Source organism: Sporosarcina sp. G11-34, from assembly GCF_026931025.1.
Map to the genome: position 1 here is coordinate 12,050 of NZ_JAHNZW010000015.1, position 15,927 is coordinate 27,976.

Below are 15,927 nucleotides of genomic sequence, written 5' to 3' on the forward strand. Positions count from 1 at the left end.
AAATTTAGATGAGAAAGCCAATTCCAGTGGTGGAAGCAGTTCGTCTTGTGATGGAAAATGCACAAGCTATTGGGACAGAAATGATTCCGTTAGAAGATACATATGGCCGCATACTTGCGGAACCAATTATTGCAAAACATGATGTGCCTCCGTTTAACCGCTCGCCTTATGACGGATTCGCAGTACGTGCTGAGGACACAGCCGGCGCATCAGGGGACAACCGGGTTCCTTTCAAAGTCATAGGTGAAATAGGTGCAGGGCATGTAGCAGACCGCGAAATAGGTAAGGGAGAAGCCTACCGAATTATGACAGGTGCCCCGATCCCCATCAATGCGGATGCGGTCGTTATGTTGGAGCAAACAGTGGAGACACCCGAAGCTTTTACATTGCGAAAACCCTTTACTTCAGGCGAAAACATATCTTTGCAGGGGGAAGATGCTAAAGACGGGGAAAAGCTCATCGAAGAGGGCACTTTAATTCATCCAGGGACGATTGCACTTCTCGCAACATTTGGTTATGCACAAGTGAAAGTCGCAAAGCTTCCAGTGGTTGGTATTCTATCGACTGGAACGGAATTATTACGCGTTGATGAAGAACTTACGCCTGGGAAAATACGCAATTCCAATGGTCCGATGATTGCCGCACAACTTGCGAGAATGGGCATTGGTCACAAGTCGTATGGCATGCTAATAGATGATTTAGATGCTTGTACAGAGACAGTCAAGAGAGCACTGGACGAGTCAGACGTATTAATTACGACAGGTGGTGTTTCTGTCGGAGATTACGATTACTTACCAGCGATTTACGAGCGGCTGGGTGCTAAGGTTTTATTTAACAAAGTGGGGATGCGTCCTGGAAGTGTGACAACTGTTGCTGTGCTGGGAGAAAAGCTTCTATTTGGACTTTCGGGTAATCCGTCGGCTTGTTTTACGGGGTTTGAATTGTTCACACGCCCTGCCATTCTTAAGAAGATGGGGACGAAAAAACCTTATATGCCACGCATGAAAGCAATACTAGGTGAGGACTTCACGAAGCCGAACCCATTTACTCGTTTCGTCCGTGCAGTTTGGGAAACTTCTGAAGAAGGTATAATAGTAGTACCTGCTGGATTTAATAAGTCGGGTGCGGTGTCATCGATTGCACGTGGTAACTGTATTATGGTCTTGCCGAGTGGCTCACGTGGTTTTACAACCGGTATGGAAGTAGATATACTCTTACTGGGCGCTGAGCAAGGTGTTGAGGATTGGACGTTATGAAGACGCTTCACGTCGTCGGCTTTAAAAATAGTGGAAAAACGACGCTAATTGCAAATTGGGTTCGTTTATTAAAGGAGCGGGGATTAACCGTTGCTGTGTTAAAGCATCACGGACACGCATCACCACTTGAACTACCGAACTCAGACACGGATACGATGCAGTTTTTCGAAAGTGGTGCTGACGTTTCAGTTGTAGCTGGAGGCGGCGCAGTGCAATTCCATATGAATGAAGAACCAGAATTTATGCGAATGACGGACATAGCGACACTTGGGAAACCGGATGTTTTACTCATAGAGGGTTATAAAGAAGAGCAAGGAGAGAAGGTCCTTCTGCTAAGTCATGAGGAAGATTGGGACGAACTACAAGACTTACAGGGTGTTCAACTTGTTGTCGGAAATGTTGCCGAAGCAGTTAGATACCCTAAAATCGATTCTCGTTCTAATGTAGCCGAACTAAATCAGTGGTTCTTGAACTGGATCAATAACTAGGAGTGACGTAGTGAAACCGTTTGAAATTGTAGAGAAGCCAATTGAACAACAAAAGTATGTCGATTACGTTCTCCATGCAGGAGCAGGTGCCGTTACGGTTTTCACAGGAAATGTTCGGGAATGGACGCACGGTGTTCGGACGTTGTATCTTTCATACGAGGCTTATATTCCAATGGCTGAGAAAAAGCTTGCAGAAATAGGCGCGGAGATGGAAGAAAAATGGCCGGGTGTGAAGGTGGCAATTGTCCATCGAATTGGAGAACTTCAAGTTTCCGATATTGCTGTACTAATCGCTGTATCTTCACCGCATAGAAAAGCCGCTTATGAAGCGAATGAATACGCAATTGATCGAATTAAAGAAGTGGTTCCTATATGGAAGAAAGAAATTTGGGAAGACGGCGAAGAGTGGATTGGCGCTCAAAAAAGATATCCAGGGGAAGGGGAGAAGTCGGATTGATTACAGTGCATTATTTTGCTAGACTTCGTGAACTGACGGGGAAATCAGAGGAAGTCATTGAACAGGATTCATTGACTGTTCGAGAATTGCTCAACTGGGCGGAAGTTACCTACCCGGGGTTTGGAAAAGATACAATTCAAGTAGCGGTGAATGAGGAGTATGCCTTAAAAGGCGATGTGATCAAATCAGGTGATGTTTGTGCATTTATTCCACCGGTGAGCGGAGGATGAGAACGGTTGGTATCGTTCTAGCAGGAGGGTTATCGAGGCGTTTTGGTTCGCCGAAGGCATTTGCAAGTATCGGTGAAGAGTATTTTTATGAACGCGCAGTAGAAGCACTTACTCCTCATTGTGAAGAAGTAGTTATCGTTACACGACCAGAGTTAAGGAACGCCTATCCTGCGGAGTTAAAAGTCATCCAAGATTTACCTGAAGTGGCTGGATTCGGTCCGCTTGCAGGGATCCTATCTGCGATGGAATTCGTGGAAGCGGACCGTTATGTTGTTTTACCATGTGACATGCCCTATGTGGATGAAAGCATTGTTGGCCAGTTACTTGACTGTCACGGCGAGGTTGTCACCGCAGTTATTGCAGAAGGAAAACATCATCCACTCGTATCAGTCTGGGATCGAAAGTCAAAAGAACCTTTACGAGAGCAACTTGAAAAAGGTCAGTTTAGGGTAATAAACCTATTAGATAAATTAGGTGTTGCGTGGGTAGATGGGCATTTGTTAACGGACGACGAACAAAGTGTGTTTAGAAACGTGAATACACCAACTGATTTGGATTGGGGATGAAGAGTTGACGACGATAATAGATAAGCTCGGACGACCGATTCGAGATCTGCGGATATCTGTAACGGATAAGTGTAACTTCAGGTGTTCGTACTGCATGCCTAAGGAAGTGTTCGGGGATGATTATGTCTTTTTACCAAAAGATGAACTGTTATCATTTGAAGAAATTGAGCGTCTTGCGAAAGTGTTTGCGAGCCTTGGCGTGAAGAAGCTCCGTTTAACAGGTGGCGAACCACTTATGCGCAGGGACTTACCAAAGTTAGTTGAAAAGCTATTAGCCATCGATGGCATTGAAGATATTGGGTTAACGACGAACGGAGTACTCTTACGCCAGTATGCGCAACCACTTTATGACGCAGGGCTTCGTCGTTTAAATATGAGCTTGGATGCACTGGATCCAGAAATCTTCGGTAAAATGAATGGGCGAGGCATCAAGCCAGAATTCATACTGGCCAACATCGACTATGCGCAAAAAGTAGGCTTCGAAATAAAAGTAAATATGGTTGTGCAAAAAGACGTCAATGAAAGTGAAATCCTTCCGATGGCGGCGTACTTCAAAGAACGAGATATCATGCTTCGATATATTGAATTTATGGACGTTGGAAATGATAATGGTTGGAGTTTTGCAAAGGTTATTACGAAAAAGGAAATTTACACGATGTTAAAAGAAGTTTATGAAATTGAACCAACTGAACAACACTATTTCGGTGAGGTTGCGCAGCGCTATCGTTATTTGGATAGCGGGGCAGAAGTCGGTTTTATTACATCTGTTTCTGAATCATTTTGTTCGTCGTGTACACGTGCAAGATTATCTTCAGACGGTAAGTTTTTCACTTGTTTATTCGCATCAGAAGGATTTGACCTGCGAGAATTAGTTCGTAGCGGATTGACCAATGACGAATTAGTCGAAGCCATTACGGCTGTATGGGAAGGTCGCACAGATCGCTATTCAGATGAACGAACTGAACAAACAGCGAAAAATAGAAAGAAAATCGGCATGAGTTATATAGGGGGATGAAGCACTACTTCGGTAGTGCTTTTTTAGTTCGATGTGACGAAAATGTTTGATGGTTTTGAATAAATTTATCGGTGTTCGTACGAAACGTTCCATACTCTGCGAAAATCGTAAATACTTTCACTAGTTAAAATTATGCTAGACTTAGGTTATCATTGTATTGGGGGGCTATTAAATGAAACCAGTAATTTACATAACGCGAAAACTACCTGAAGAGGTTATCGCGCCACTCAAAGAGAAATTCAACGTACGTATGTGGGAATCAGCAAGTGAAGCAGTTCCTAGAGAAATTTTGTTAAAGGAAGTTGTAGAAGCCGACGCACTTTGGTCAGTTCTAGCAGATTCCATCGACCGTGAAGTATTCGATGCCGCAACAAAACTAAAAGTTGTATCGAACTTGGCAGTAGGTTTTAACAATATTGATATAGAGGCAGCAAAAGAAAAAGGAATTAGCGTCACAAATACACCCGATGTACTGACTGAAACAACTGCGGATCTGGCATTCGCACTTATCCTTGCGTCAGCACGCCGTATAACCGAAGCGGAGAGAGAACTACGAAAAGGCAACTGGACATCATGGTCTGTAATGGATTACACGGGAATGGATGTCGGCGGAGCAACGCTAGGCATCATTGGTATGGGACGAATTGGGGAAGCAGCTGCGCGCCGTGCAAAAGGCTTCAATATGAACGTCTTGTATCATAATCGAACACGCAAGCCAGAAGCTGAAGAGAGGCATGGTTTTGAATATGCTGATCTAGACACGCTTTTAGGGGAGTCGGATTTTGTTCTAATCTTTGCGCCACTCACACCTGAAACGAAAAACATGATTGGGGAGAAAGAGTTAGCGAAAATGAAGAAAACCGGCATTCTAATTAATGTGGCGCGCGGAGGGATTGTAAACGAAGCCGCGCTATATAACGCATTGAAAGATGGCACGATATGGGCGGCAGGACTAGATGTATTTGAAGTAGAACCCGTTCCGCTTGATCATCCACTGCTCACGCTACCGAATGTCACAGTATTACCGCATATTGGAAGCGCTAGTATTCGCACCCGTTATGCGATGATGGAGCTAAACAGAAACGCAATTACGGATGTTCTCGAAGGACGTGAGCCAAAGAATAATGTCGTTTAACAAAAATTAAAAGTACGCACAACACCGACCTTTAGAAAGCCGGTGCTGTGCGTATTTATTTACTTACTTCGTGTCGCCATTGCATTTAGTTCCTTGATTGCAGATACAGCTTCATCGACATGACTAACAGGTATGATTTCTATCGTTAAGTTCTCTTGAGATTTTACGGCTTCTGCTTCTTTCAGGTTTGCTAACGGAATCATGATATAAGGTAGGTCACTTTGCTCGGATATTATGATTTTTCCTCTAATACCAGTCACTTCCCTGATATCCCCATTAGGTTCTAGCGTACCAGTGACACCTATTGGGAAAGTCTTCTCTAACGTTCCTTGATAGATCATTGCAGTAAGACCTAACGCCAACCCTGCACTATCCCCGCTTAGGGCATCCCTGCTCAGAAATTCATCAATTAGGGGGATGTCCTCATTAATAAAGTTATTAACGTTTTCGCCCATCACTTGAAAATCATCTTGGCCAAACCCGACAAACTGTTTAAGTTCAGTTAGTTTGCTCATATACCTATCACGATTTTTAATTTTGTATAAATCAAAGATCTGAACATTGTCCCTTTCATAAATATCCTTGATCATTTCTTCATCCTCCAAAAAATGAATATCGTATAATGCCAGTGAAAGGATATGGATTCCGGAACCAACTAAAAGTTCTTCTGGCTCCCTAAAACCGTCTGCCAAATAGGTATTACTTTCGTAGTTGAGTAGTCGGAGTTCAAAACCAAAAAGAAGTAGGGATAATAAAACCACAAAAATAATGACCATAGCTTTAAACTTATTTTTTCGGAAAATAATCAAAAGAATAGAAGCGGTGACTAAAATAACTAGCATTGTCCCTAAGAAGACAAAGCCGTTTATAAAGTCCATGTAATAAGCAACGAGTAATAATGCATAAGCAGGGACTACTAGAAGGACGCTATGTAAAAAAGCCGATAACATACTCTTTCTTCTCAAGTTGGTATCCTCCAAATAAAATTAATTGTTTAGCCAATCATACCATATTAAGGAAAAAGATAGTTCGGACTAATCCTAACTAATCGGAATACAAACTCAATCACAACTCGAATCTACAAGAATTTGAAATTGTGAATGAAATGTGACTTTAAAGGGAGACGTTGATTTAACAACTATGGAAGCGGATACAACTGAATTCATTATTCTAAATTGACTTGCAATTAAAAAGAATCTGTTGACGTGTGGGCGAATACGGGGTAAGATTACATCAATCCAATCGAGTTCGTGTTTTATTTCACAAACTTGAAGCGTTCATCTTATTTAGCAGATGATACAAATTGAAAACTGAAAATTTACTAAATCGTTGATGAGGAAAAAGTAACTAGTATGATGTATTCCCAGAGAGTCGGCATTGGTGGAAGCCGATAATACAACTAGTAGCGACATCCCCTCGGAGAGATTTGCTGAAAAGGAAACTGAATAGGCAGATTCGGGCGTAGAGTTTTACGCTCGTTATGAATGAATAGACTAGTTCTATTCGAGAGGTGGCGTTATTGCTACGAACAAGGGTGGTACCATGAAATGCTTTTTCATCCCTATGTAAAGAACATTGTTTCTTTGCGTGGGATGAAAAGGCATTTTTTATTATTAAAATGTCAGGAGGAGTTTGTTAATGAATACTGGAGGTCAAGCAACGAAAAAGCTTCCCGAAAATATACAAGAAACAGAAGAACAACCGAACCAATTGAATGATGGGTCTGCAGTACTCATTCAAGCTTTAAAAGATCAAGATGTTGAAATCATTTTCGGTTATCCCGGAGGAGCAGTATTACCGATTTACGATGCTCTTTACAAAAATCCGATAACTCATATCCTAGCACGTCACGAACAAGGTGCGATTCACGCAGCTGAAGGGTATGCACGTGTATCTGGAAAGACGGGGGTTGTCATTGCGACATCAGGACCTGGTGCAACGAACTTAGTCACTGGAATTACTGACGCGATGATGGACTCACTACCATTAGTCATCTTTACTGGCCAAGTGGCAAGTGAGGTAATCGGAACAGACGCATTTCAAGAAGCCGACATTATTGGAATTACACAGCCAATTACAAAACACAATTATCAAGTAAACGACATAAATGATTTACAAAGAATAATAAAAGAAGCCTTTCACATAGCTTCAACAGGAAGAAAAGGTCCGGTGTTAGTCGACATACCGAAAAATATTGCGATTGAGCTATTTGATGCTTCTTCTAATGAAGGAAAAGATCAAGAAGTCAACTTGCCAGGTTATCAACCGACAACAAAGCCGAACTACTTACAAATTCAAAAAGCGGCTAAGGCAATATCAGAAGCAAAAAAACCGCTAATTCTCGCTGGTGCTGGAATACTACACGCACAAGCAATGGACGAATTAAAAGAATTCGTTGAAAGACATCAGATTCCCGTGACCAACACGCTCCTAGGTCTAGGAAGCATCCACGGAGAGCATGAACTTTTCCTTGGAATGGCGGGTATGCACGGAACGTACACAGCGAACACGGCAATTAGTGAATGTGATGTGCTCATCAATATTGGGGCACGGTTCGATGATCGGCTCACGGGTAACTTAAAGTTATTCGCGCCAAATGCGACAGTCATTCACATCGACATTGATCCAGCAGAAATAGGGAAAAACGTTCTAACCGCAATCCCGATCGTAGCAGATGCAAAAGAAGCACTAAAAGAACTACTTAAACAAGATATCGAATCGCCACAAACGAGTAATTGGGTTTCTTATTTAAAAGAAGCGATTGAAAAGTATCCATTGTGGTACGTGGAAGATGAGTCGACTCTACTTCCACAACAAGCCCTTGAAATTATTCACCGCATAACAAAGGGCGATGCGATTGTCACAACGGATGTTGGTCAACACCAAATGTGGGCAGCGCAGTATTACAAGTTAAACAACCCTGATCATTGGGTAACGTCTGGTGGCCTTGGAACAATGGGCTTTGGTTTTCCAGCAGCGATTGGTGCACAACTTGCAAAACCGAATGCCAGAGTTGTAGCAGTTGTCGGTGACGCAGGATTCCAAATGACGGCGCAAGAATTATCGTTGCTGCAGGAGCTTCGCATTCCGGTAAAAGTCGTCATTTTGAATAACGGTGGCTTGGGAATGGTACGTCAGTGGCAAGAAACATTTTACAATGAAAGGTATTCACAGTCATTAATGCCAGTGCAACCAGATTTCGTGAAATTAGCGGATGCATATGATCTAAAAGGATACCGAATCGATACGCTAGAAGAAGCGGAGAAAATTTTCGAAGAAGCACTACTTTCCGATGAACCTGTACTTATCGATTGCCGAGTGAAACTATTGGAAAACGTTTATCCAATGGTAGTACCAGGAACAGGATTGCATCAAATGATAGGAGTGAGTAGCAAATGAAAAGAGTTATTACCGTAACGGTTATCAACCAAAGCGGCGTTTTAAACCGGGTAACCGGGCTGCTCATGAAGAGGCAATTCAACATCGAAAGCATAACTGTCGGGCATACCGAGCAATACGGAATGTCGAAAATGACGTTCGTCGTCAATGTGGAAGATGAGCAAAAGATTGAACAACTAGTCAAGCAACTCCAAAAGCAAATTGATGTCATTAAAGTAGATGATATAACGGATAAATCGATTGTTATGAGAGAACTTGCACTTGTGAAAGTCGTTTCACCTCCACATATACGGAGTGAAATGAACAGCATTATCGAACCATTCCGGGCAACTGCTATTGATATCGGGAAAAATGTTATTACGTATCAAGTGACAGGGAATCCGGAAAAAATTGAAGCGTTTATCGATTTAATTAGGCCGTATGGTATTAAAGAATTGACTCGAACAGGTGCAACGGCTTTTGTAAGAGAAACACAAAAGGTTCATTCGCCACAATTATCAATACTAAAATAAAAAACTAAAAAAACTAAAAACTACTAGGAGGAAATATAAAATGGCTAAAATGTATTATAACAACGATATCGATGAGAGTGTTTTACAAGATAAGAAGGTTGCAGTAATCGGGTACGGTTCACAAGGACACGCACATGCTCGAAACTTGAAAGATTCAGGGTTTGACGTAGTTGTTGGAGTTCGCGAAGGTAAATCTTTCGACCAAGCTAAAGAAGATGGCATGAATGTTGCCACAGTTAAAGAAGCAGCAGAACAAGCTGATCTAATCATGGTTTTACTACCAGACGAAAGACAAAAACAAGTATACGATGCTGAAATTGAACCAGCACTTAAAGCTGGAAAATCACTAGTCTTTGCACATGGTTTTAACGTTCACTTTGATGAAATTAAACCACCTGCAGACGTTGACGTATTCCTAGTTGCACCAAAAGGACCAGGCCATCTAGTTCGCAGAACTTATGAAGCAGGTGCAGGCGTACCAGCACTATTTGCTGTATACCAAGACGCATCAGGAAAAGCGAAAGAAGTAGCACTTGCATACGCAAAAGGAATCGGATCTGCACGTGCAGGCGTTCTTGAAACATCATTTAAAGAAGAAACTGAAACGGATCTATTCGGAGAACAAGCGGTTCTTTGCGGCGGAACAACTGCATTAGTAAAAGCGGGCTTCGAGATTCTTGTAGAAGCAGGCTACCAACCAGAACTAGCTTACTTTGAAACGTTACATGAACTTAAACTAATTGTTGACCTAATGTATGAAGGCGGCCTTTCAGGAATGCGTTATTCAATTTCCGACACAGCGCAATGGGGCGATTATGTAGCAGGTGATCGCATTATCGATGCAGACACGAAAGATCGCATGAGAGAACTTCTTTCAGAAATCCAATCAGGTGAATTTGCAAGAGGATGGATTCAAGAAAACAAAGACAACCGTCCGAAGTTTGACGCAATTACTGAGAGTGAAGAAAAACATCAGATTGAGGAAGTTGGTAAAAAACTTCGTGCAATGATGCCGTTTGTTAATGACGCAGCGAATAAGAAAGCGAAAGAAGTGGTGGCAAGTGCGAAAAATTGATATTTTCGACACCACATTACGAGACGGCGAACAGGCAGCGGGCATTAATTTAAACACTGCTGAAAAAGTGGAAATCGCACGTCAGTTAGAAAAGCTTGGGGTAACAATTATTGAAGCAGGATTTCCTGCTTCTTCCCCAGGTGATTTCGAAGCTGTACAACGGATTGCAAAATTAGTGAAGAATTCGACTGTCACAGGCCTTGCGCGAGCTATGAAAAGTGATATCGACAGGTCTTGGGAAGCGTTACGAGTTGCTGAACAACCACATTTACACATATTCTTGGCGACGTCTCCTATTCATATGAAAGATAAGTTGATGAAAACACCAGATCAAGTTGTAGATATCGCGGTAGAATCTGTAAAGTACGCACGCAAAAAGTTTCCATTAGTTCAATGGTCGGCTGAAGATGCATTTCGGTCAGATCCGGAATTCCTAGTCAGAATAATCAATCAGGTTATTGCAGCGGGCGCTACGACTATTAACGTTCCAGATACAGTAGGATACGCAACACCTGCCGAATACGGTGCACTCTTTAAATATTTAAAGGAAAATGTCACGGGCATTGATAATGTGAAGCTTTCTGCACATTGTCATGATGATTTGGGTATGGCGACAGCGAATACGATTGCGGCGATTGAAAATGGCGCAGATCAAGTTGAAGGTACAATTAATGGCCTTGGTGAACGTGCTGGAAACGTAGCCTTGGAAGAAATTGCAGTAGCACTACATATACGTAAAGACGTCTATGGTTTTGAAACGGCACTAAACTTACATGAGATTAAGAGAACAAGTCAATTGGTTAGCCAATTAACTGGGGTTGTCATTCAACCGAACAAAGCAGTTGTCGGAAAGAATGCATTCGCTCATGAATCCGGAATTCACCAGGATGGTATGCTGAAAAACCGTGAAACGTATGAAATTATTACGCCAGAGCTAATCGGTGCGACTGTAGAGCCACTCGCATTAGGAAAGCACTCAGGAAGACACGCATTCAGTGACCGCGCAATTTCAATGGGCTTTGAATTAAGTGATGAAAAAATAAATGAAGCGTTCATAGAGTTTAAGAGCTTAGCGGATCGCAAAAAAGAAATTACTGAAAATGATTTGTTTGTCCTCTTTACAGACCAACAAATTCAAAGCGCGGATACACCGGTATATGAATTGAAAAATGTTCAAGTCCAGTACGGAACAGATAATGTACCAACAGCGACAGTTTCAGTCATCACGCCAAGTGGCGAAGAAACTAGTAGAGCAGCTAGTGGATCAGGATCAGTCGAAGCAATATTTAACACGCTGGAAGAGTTGGTGGAAGGGAAGATTCACATTCTGGATTACCGCGTTACTTCAATTGGTAAAGGGCGGGATGCACTTGGGGAAGCAGTTATTAACTTAAGTGTTAACGATGAAGAATCAACTGGACGCGATATTGCTCAAGATGTACTTGAAGCAACGGCGAAAGCATATTTAAATGCTATTAACCGACATCTTATCAGTGAAGACGGCCAAGTGAAAAAAACAAGCGTGTTTTCTTAGTCTGAAAATGAATTAAGAAACATAAAAAAATAAGGAGGAGAGCTAATAATGAAGAAGAGAATAGCAGTTCTACCAGGTGATGGAATCGGCCCAGAGGTAACGGAAGCAGCAGTAAAGGTGTTGCAAGTTATTGCGAGACGTTTTGAGCACACATTCGATGTGGCTTATGGCTTAATTGGCGGTGCAGCGGTAGATAAACACGATTCGCCGCTCCCAGATGAAACAATAGAACTATGTCAACAGAGTGATGCCATTCTTCTAGGCGCTGTTGGTGGGCCAAAATGGGATAAACAACCCGCAGAATTACGACCGGAAAAAGGTTTGCTTGCAATTCGTAAGCATTTCGATCTGTTTGCGAATCTTCGCCCGGTCATGACTGTTCCTTCTTTACTTCATGCTTCTCCTTTAAAAGAAGAAGTGGCAAAAAATGTTGATATGCTGATCGTTCGTGAACTTACTGGAGGCTTATATTTCGGTGAGCCGAGTAGGAAAACAGAAAAAGCTGCTTTCGATACACTTGTCTATACGCGAAAAGAAATCGAACGTATTGTAGAAAAAGGGTTCGAACTTGCACGCCTACGAAGAGGGAAAGTAACTTCTGTCGATAAGGAAAACGTGTTGCAATCGAGCAAATTATGGCGTGAAGTTGTTGAGGAAAAGAAAAAATCATATCCTGACATCGAAGTTGAACATATGTTGGTAGATTCTGCAGCGATGCAACTTGTCACAAACCCGAGCGCATTTGACGTTATTGTAACTGAAAACATGTTCGGTGATATTTTGAGCGATGAGGCGTCTGTTATTACAGGTTCTTTAGGTGTTCTACCTTCGGCAAGCATCGGAGCGGATGGCTTTGGTTTATATGAACCGGTACACGGAACTGCTCCTGAAATTGCGGGACAGGGAAAAGCAAATCCGGCAGCGACAATTTTATCTGTAGCGATGATGTTGAAATATTCATTTGGCATGGAAACGGAGGCCTCTGCAATTGAAGAAGCCGTTAACGTTGTCTTTGAAGACGGATTTTTCACAGCGGATCTAGCTTCACCAGGAGACCGTGTATTATCAACAAATGAATGGACAGATAAAGTTGTCGACGAACTCGACATTCAATCTGTAAGCAACAGTATTATGTTTACCTATAATTAATTGAGGGGAGAAGAGCAAAATGGCGAAGACAATTATCGAAAAAATATGGGATCAACATGTTGTTCATAAAGAAGAAGGTAAGCCGGACTTGCTCTATATTGATCTTCACTTATTGCATGAGGTTACATCACCACAAGCATTTGAAGGGCTTAGGTTAGCAAATAGAAAAGTACGTCGGCCAGACTTGTGTTTTGCAACGATGGATCACAATATACCAACAAAAAATCTACCAACAATTGCTGATCCAATTGCCAGAAAGCAAGTGGCGACTTTACAAGAAAACTGTGATGAGTTTGGTGTGCCACTGGCGAATATGGATCACCCGGACCAAGGAATTGTTCATATAATTGGGCCGGAACTTGGGTTGACGCAACCGGGTCAAACCATCGTTTGTGGGGATAGTCATACATCTACACACGGCGCCTTTGGTGCGATTGCCTTTGGTATTGGAACAAGTGAAGTTGAGCATGTTTTATCGACGCAAACCCTTTGGCAAGCGCGTCCTAAAACGATGGAAGTTAAAATTAACGGCGAACTTGGATTTGGCGTCACTGCAAAGGATATCATCCTAGCGATTATCGCAAAGTTTGGCATTGATATGGGTAATGGGCATATTATCGAGTATACAGGTGAAGCGGTTAAAAACTTTACAATGGAAGAGCGTATGACGATTTGTAATATGTCGATTGAAGCAGGTGCGAAAGCTGGGTTAATTAGCCCTGATGAAAAAACAATCAATTATCTAAAAGGTAGAAAATATATTCCAACGGGCGAGGCCTTTGATGAGGCAGCAGCTAACTGGTTAGCGATTGCGACTGATGAAGGTGCAAAATACGATACTGTTGTCGAAATTAACACTGATGAAATTGAACCATTTATAACTTGGGGTACAAACCCGTCGATGGGTTCAGGTATTACAAATAATGTCCCGTATTTATCAGACTATGAAAATGAGTCAGATAAAGTAGCATTGACAAATGCCCTATCTTATATGGGTCTAGAAGAAGGAATGCCGCTAACATCCATCGATATTCAACATGTGTTTATTGGTTCATGTACGAATGCTAGGCTAAGTGATTTAGCAGCGGCGGCAAAAGTCGTTGAAGGCCAAAAGGTTCATGATTCCGTGACTGCAATTGTAGTGCCGGGTTCACGAACTGTTAAAAAACAGGCTGAAGACGCAGGGCTTGACAAAGTGTTCCTAGAGGCTGGATTTGAATGGCGAGAGTCAGGGTGTAGTATGTGTTTAGCGATGAATGATGATGTTGTTCCAGCAGGCGAAAGATGTGCTTCAACATCCAACCGAAACTTTGAAGGACGACAAGGAATGGGTTCGCGTACACACTTAATGAGTCCGGCAATGGCTGCGGCGGCAGCGATTGCAGGTCGATTCGTTGATGTACGTGAGATGAAAATGACTCACGCTTAGGTTGTCAAAACACAATGAGGAGGTTGGAATGATGAAACCTATTAATAGAGTAGAAAGTGTAATTACACCACTTAATAAAATCAACGTGGATACAGACCAAATTATTTCAAAAGAGTTTTTAAGACGGATTGAACGGACGGGATTCGGGAAGTATTTGTTTCATCATTGGCGATTTGATGCGGAGGGTAATGAAATTAAAGACTTTGTCCTGAATGACGAGCGCTTCAAGGATTCTGAGGTTTTGGTAGCACACGAAAACTTCGGATGTGGTTCGTCAAGAGAGCATGCACCATGGTCCTTAGTCGATTACGGTTTTAACGTCATCATCGCACCGAGTTTTGCTGATATATTTTACAGCAACTGTATGAAAAATGGCTTGCTTCCGATTCGGTTAACGGTACCAGAAGTAGAGGCGTTACTTTCAAATGGTGAGCAACAGCCGTATTCAATTCAAGTAAATTTAGAGGATCAAACAGTTAAAGGGCAAGACGGTGAATTGTATTCATTCGAGATTGACCCATATCACAAAGAGATGTTGTTAAATGGCTGGGATGAAATCGAGTTAACGTTCCAACTCGAAGATAAGATTTCAGCGTATGAAGAAAAACAAAAACAGCTTGTATAAGCGTGACTTGAAAAAAAAGGAGATGGTGTCGTTGGGAATTCATATAACAAAGCAGGTTTATTCGAAGCATCTGAAAGGTTAACGGATATTGTTCATAGAACGCCGTTTAAGCAGTCTCAGACAATAAATGACTGGACTGGATCAGAAGTGTTTTTGAAACTAGAAAACCTGCAAAAAACTGGATCATTTAAAATTCGTGGTGCATTTAATAAGGTCGCACAGCTAAGTATAGAAGAGTGTTCACGTGGGCTAATAGCTGCATCTGCTGGAAATCATGCACAAGGCGTTGCACTTGCTGGACGGGAAAGGGGCATACCTGTAACGATTTATATGCCAAAAACAACCCCGGAAACAAAAGTAAGTGCCACCCGAAAATACGGGGCAACCGTTAAACTATTTGGGAAAAGCTTTGACGAAGCATATGTAGCGGCTCGTGAAGAACAACTAGAAACTGGTGCGACTTTCATACATCCGTTTGATGATCTGGCAGTTATTGAAGGGCAAGCTACTGTTGCGATGGAGATGCTACAACAACAACCTGAATTGGATACAATTATTGTACCAGCGGGTGGTGGTGGACTTCTTGCCGGCACAGCATTAGCTGTCAAAACGATTCGTCCTGATGTTAAGGTAATTGGCGTTCAAGCTGCCAATTCTCCCGCTATATATATGTCTTTTCATGGTATGCGAAACAATAATATCCCTTTCCTACCAACGATAGCTGAAGGGATTTGTGTAAAAGAACCAGGGAAATTAACGACGGATATTATCAATAATTATGTAGATGACATTATTACTGTTACGGAACAAGAAATATCTTCAACAATTGTTTTCATGTTAGAGCGAGAAAAATTACTCGTTGAAGGCGCAGCCGCCGCAGCAATATCGGCTGTTTTGAATAAGAAGCTACCTGTTTCTAGTAATAAAACGGGTGTAATCGTCAGTGGCGGAAACTTCGATCTGAGTAAAGTAGCAGGCTGCATGCAACGTGCTACAAATTCAGTGCAAAACTTTTAAAAACTACTAAATAAAACCTACTTCCATCCATATTCGGAAG

Annotated in this window: 15 protein-coding genes, 1 pseudogene and 1 other annotated feature; of the genes and pseudogenes, 15 read left to right on the forward strand and 1 reads right to left on the reverse strand. The window is 42.1% G+C overall.

Features of this window, described 5'->3' with window-relative positions:
- Positions 1–8: 8 nt before the first annotated feature.
- From KSU66_RS17560 to KSU66_RS17590, 7 genes are all read left to right on the forward strand, one after another.
- Positions 9–1,256, forward strand: coding sequence for a molybdopterin molybdotransferase MoeA (locus tag KSU66_RS17560; RefSeq protein ID WP_269052766.1), 1,248 nt, complete (start codon positions 9–11; stop codon positions 1,254–1,256).
- Positions 1,253–1,744: a molybdopterin-guanine dinucleotide biosynthesis protein B gene (gene mobB, locus KSU66_RS17565; protein ID WP_269052822.1), complete on the forward strand. Its 492-nt coding sequence runs from the start codon at positions 1,253–1,255 to the stop codon at positions 1,742–1,744. Before KSU66_RS17560 ends, mobB begins: the two co-directional genes overlap by 4 nt.
- Before the next feature lie 10 nt (positions 1,745–1,754).
- On the forward strand, positions 1,755–2,201 hold the full coding sequence (locus tag KSU66_RS17570) for a molybdenum cofactor biosynthesis protein MoaE (protein ID WP_329958848.1): 447 nt from the start codon (positions 1,755–1,757) through the stop codon (positions 2,199–2,201).
- Entirely contained in the window at positions 2,198–2,431 is a 234-nt protein-coding gene (moaD, locus tag KSU66_RS17575; RefSeq protein ID WP_269052767.1) for a molybdopterin converting factor subunit 1, read from the forward strand. The genes KSU66_RS17570 and moaD overlap by 4 nt, the downstream gene beginning before the upstream one ends.
- Positions 2,428–2,997 carry a molybdenum cofactor guanylyltransferase gene (gene mobA / locus KSU66_RS17580; RefSeq protein WP_269052768.1) on the forward strand — a complete coding sequence of 190 codons (570 nt, stop codon included), beginning with the start codon at positions 2,428–2,430 and terminating at the stop codon, positions 2,995–2,997. The genes moaD and mobA overlap by 4 nt, the downstream gene beginning before the upstream one ends.
- Positions 2,998–3,001: 4 nt before the next feature.
- Positions 3,002–4,012: a GTP 3',8-cyclase MoaA gene (gene moaA, locus KSU66_RS17585; RefSeq protein WP_269052769.1), complete on the forward strand. Its 1,011-nt coding sequence runs from the start codon at positions 3,002–3,004 to the stop codon at positions 4,010–4,012.
- Positions 4,013–4,184: 172 nt separating this feature from the next.
- Positions 4,185–5,147 carry a 2-hydroxyacid dehydrogenase gene (locus tag KSU66_RS17590; RefSeq protein WP_269052770.1) on the forward strand — a complete coding sequence of 321 codons (963 nt, stop codon included), beginning with the start codon at positions 4,185–4,187 and terminating at the stop codon, positions 5,145–5,147.
- A gap of 59 nt (positions 5,148–5,206) precedes the next feature.
- Here KSU66_RS17590 and KSU66_RS17595 read toward each other — a convergent pair whose 3' ends face one another.
- Entirely contained in the window at positions 5,207–6,112 is a 906-nt protein-coding gene (locus tag KSU66_RS17595) for a S16 family serine protease (protein ID WP_269052771.1), read from the reverse strand.
- A 355-nt stretch (positions 6,113–6,467) separates the two neighbouring features.
- Positions 6,468–6,713 (forward strand) — a binding site (T-box leader).
- A gap of 72 nt (positions 6,714–6,785) precedes the next feature.
- Between KSU66_RS17595 and ilvB the strand changes: the two genes are divergently transcribed.
- From ilvB to ilvA, 8 genes and pseudogenes are all read left to right on the forward strand, one after another.
- On the forward strand, positions 6,786–8,546 hold the full coding sequence (gene ilvB, locus KSU66_RS17600) for an acetolactate synthase large subunit (protein ID WP_269052772.1): 1,761 nt from the start codon (positions 6,786–6,788) through the stop codon (positions 8,544–8,546).
- Positions 8,543–9,058, forward strand: coding sequence for an acetolactate synthase small subunit (ilvN, locus tag KSU66_RS17605; protein WP_269052773.1), 516 nt, complete (start codon positions 8,543–8,545; stop codon positions 9,056–9,058). The genes ilvB and ilvN overlap by 4 nt, the downstream gene beginning before the upstream one ends.
- A gap of 19 nt (positions 9,059–9,077) precedes the next feature.
- Positions 9,078–10,133, forward strand: a pseudogene (gene ilvC, locus KSU66_RS17610) (ketol-acid reductoisomerase); the annotation flags it as partial.
- On the forward strand, positions 10,120–11,667 hold the full coding sequence (locus tag KSU66_RS17615; RefSeq protein ID WP_269052774.1) for a 2-isopropylmalate synthase: 1,548 nt from the start codon (positions 10,120–10,122) through the stop codon (positions 11,665–11,667). The pseudogene ilvC and the gene KSU66_RS17615, both read left to right, overlap by 14 nt.
- 48 nt (positions 11,668–11,715) lie before the next feature.
- Positions 11,716–12,816 carry a 3-isopropylmalate dehydrogenase gene (gene leuB / locus KSU66_RS17620; RefSeq protein ID WP_269052775.1) on the forward strand — a complete coding sequence of 367 codons (1,101 nt, stop codon included), beginning with the start codon at positions 11,716–11,718 and terminating at the stop codon, positions 12,814–12,816.
- A 19-nt stretch (positions 12,817–12,835) separates the two neighbouring features.
- Positions 12,836–14,245 carry a 3-isopropylmalate dehydratase large subunit gene (gene leuC, locus KSU66_RS17625; RefSeq protein WP_269052776.1) on the forward strand — a complete coding sequence of 470 codons (1,410 nt, stop codon included), beginning with the start codon at positions 12,836–12,838 and terminating at the stop codon, positions 14,243–14,245.
- 31 nt (positions 14,246–14,276) lie between these two features.
- Positions 14,277–14,870, forward strand: a complete 594-nt coding sequence (gene leuD, locus KSU66_RS17630; protein WP_269052777.1) for a 3-isopropylmalate dehydratase small subunit — start codon at positions 14,277–14,279, stop codon at positions 14,868–14,870.
- 87 nt (positions 14,871–14,957) lie between these two features.
- Complete coding sequence (gene ilvA, locus KSU66_RS17635; protein ID WP_269052824.1) at positions 14,958–15,887, forward strand: threonine ammonia-lyase; 930 nt, start codon at positions 14,958–14,960, stop codon at positions 15,885–15,887.
- Positions 15,888–15,927 lie beyond the last annotated feature (40 nt).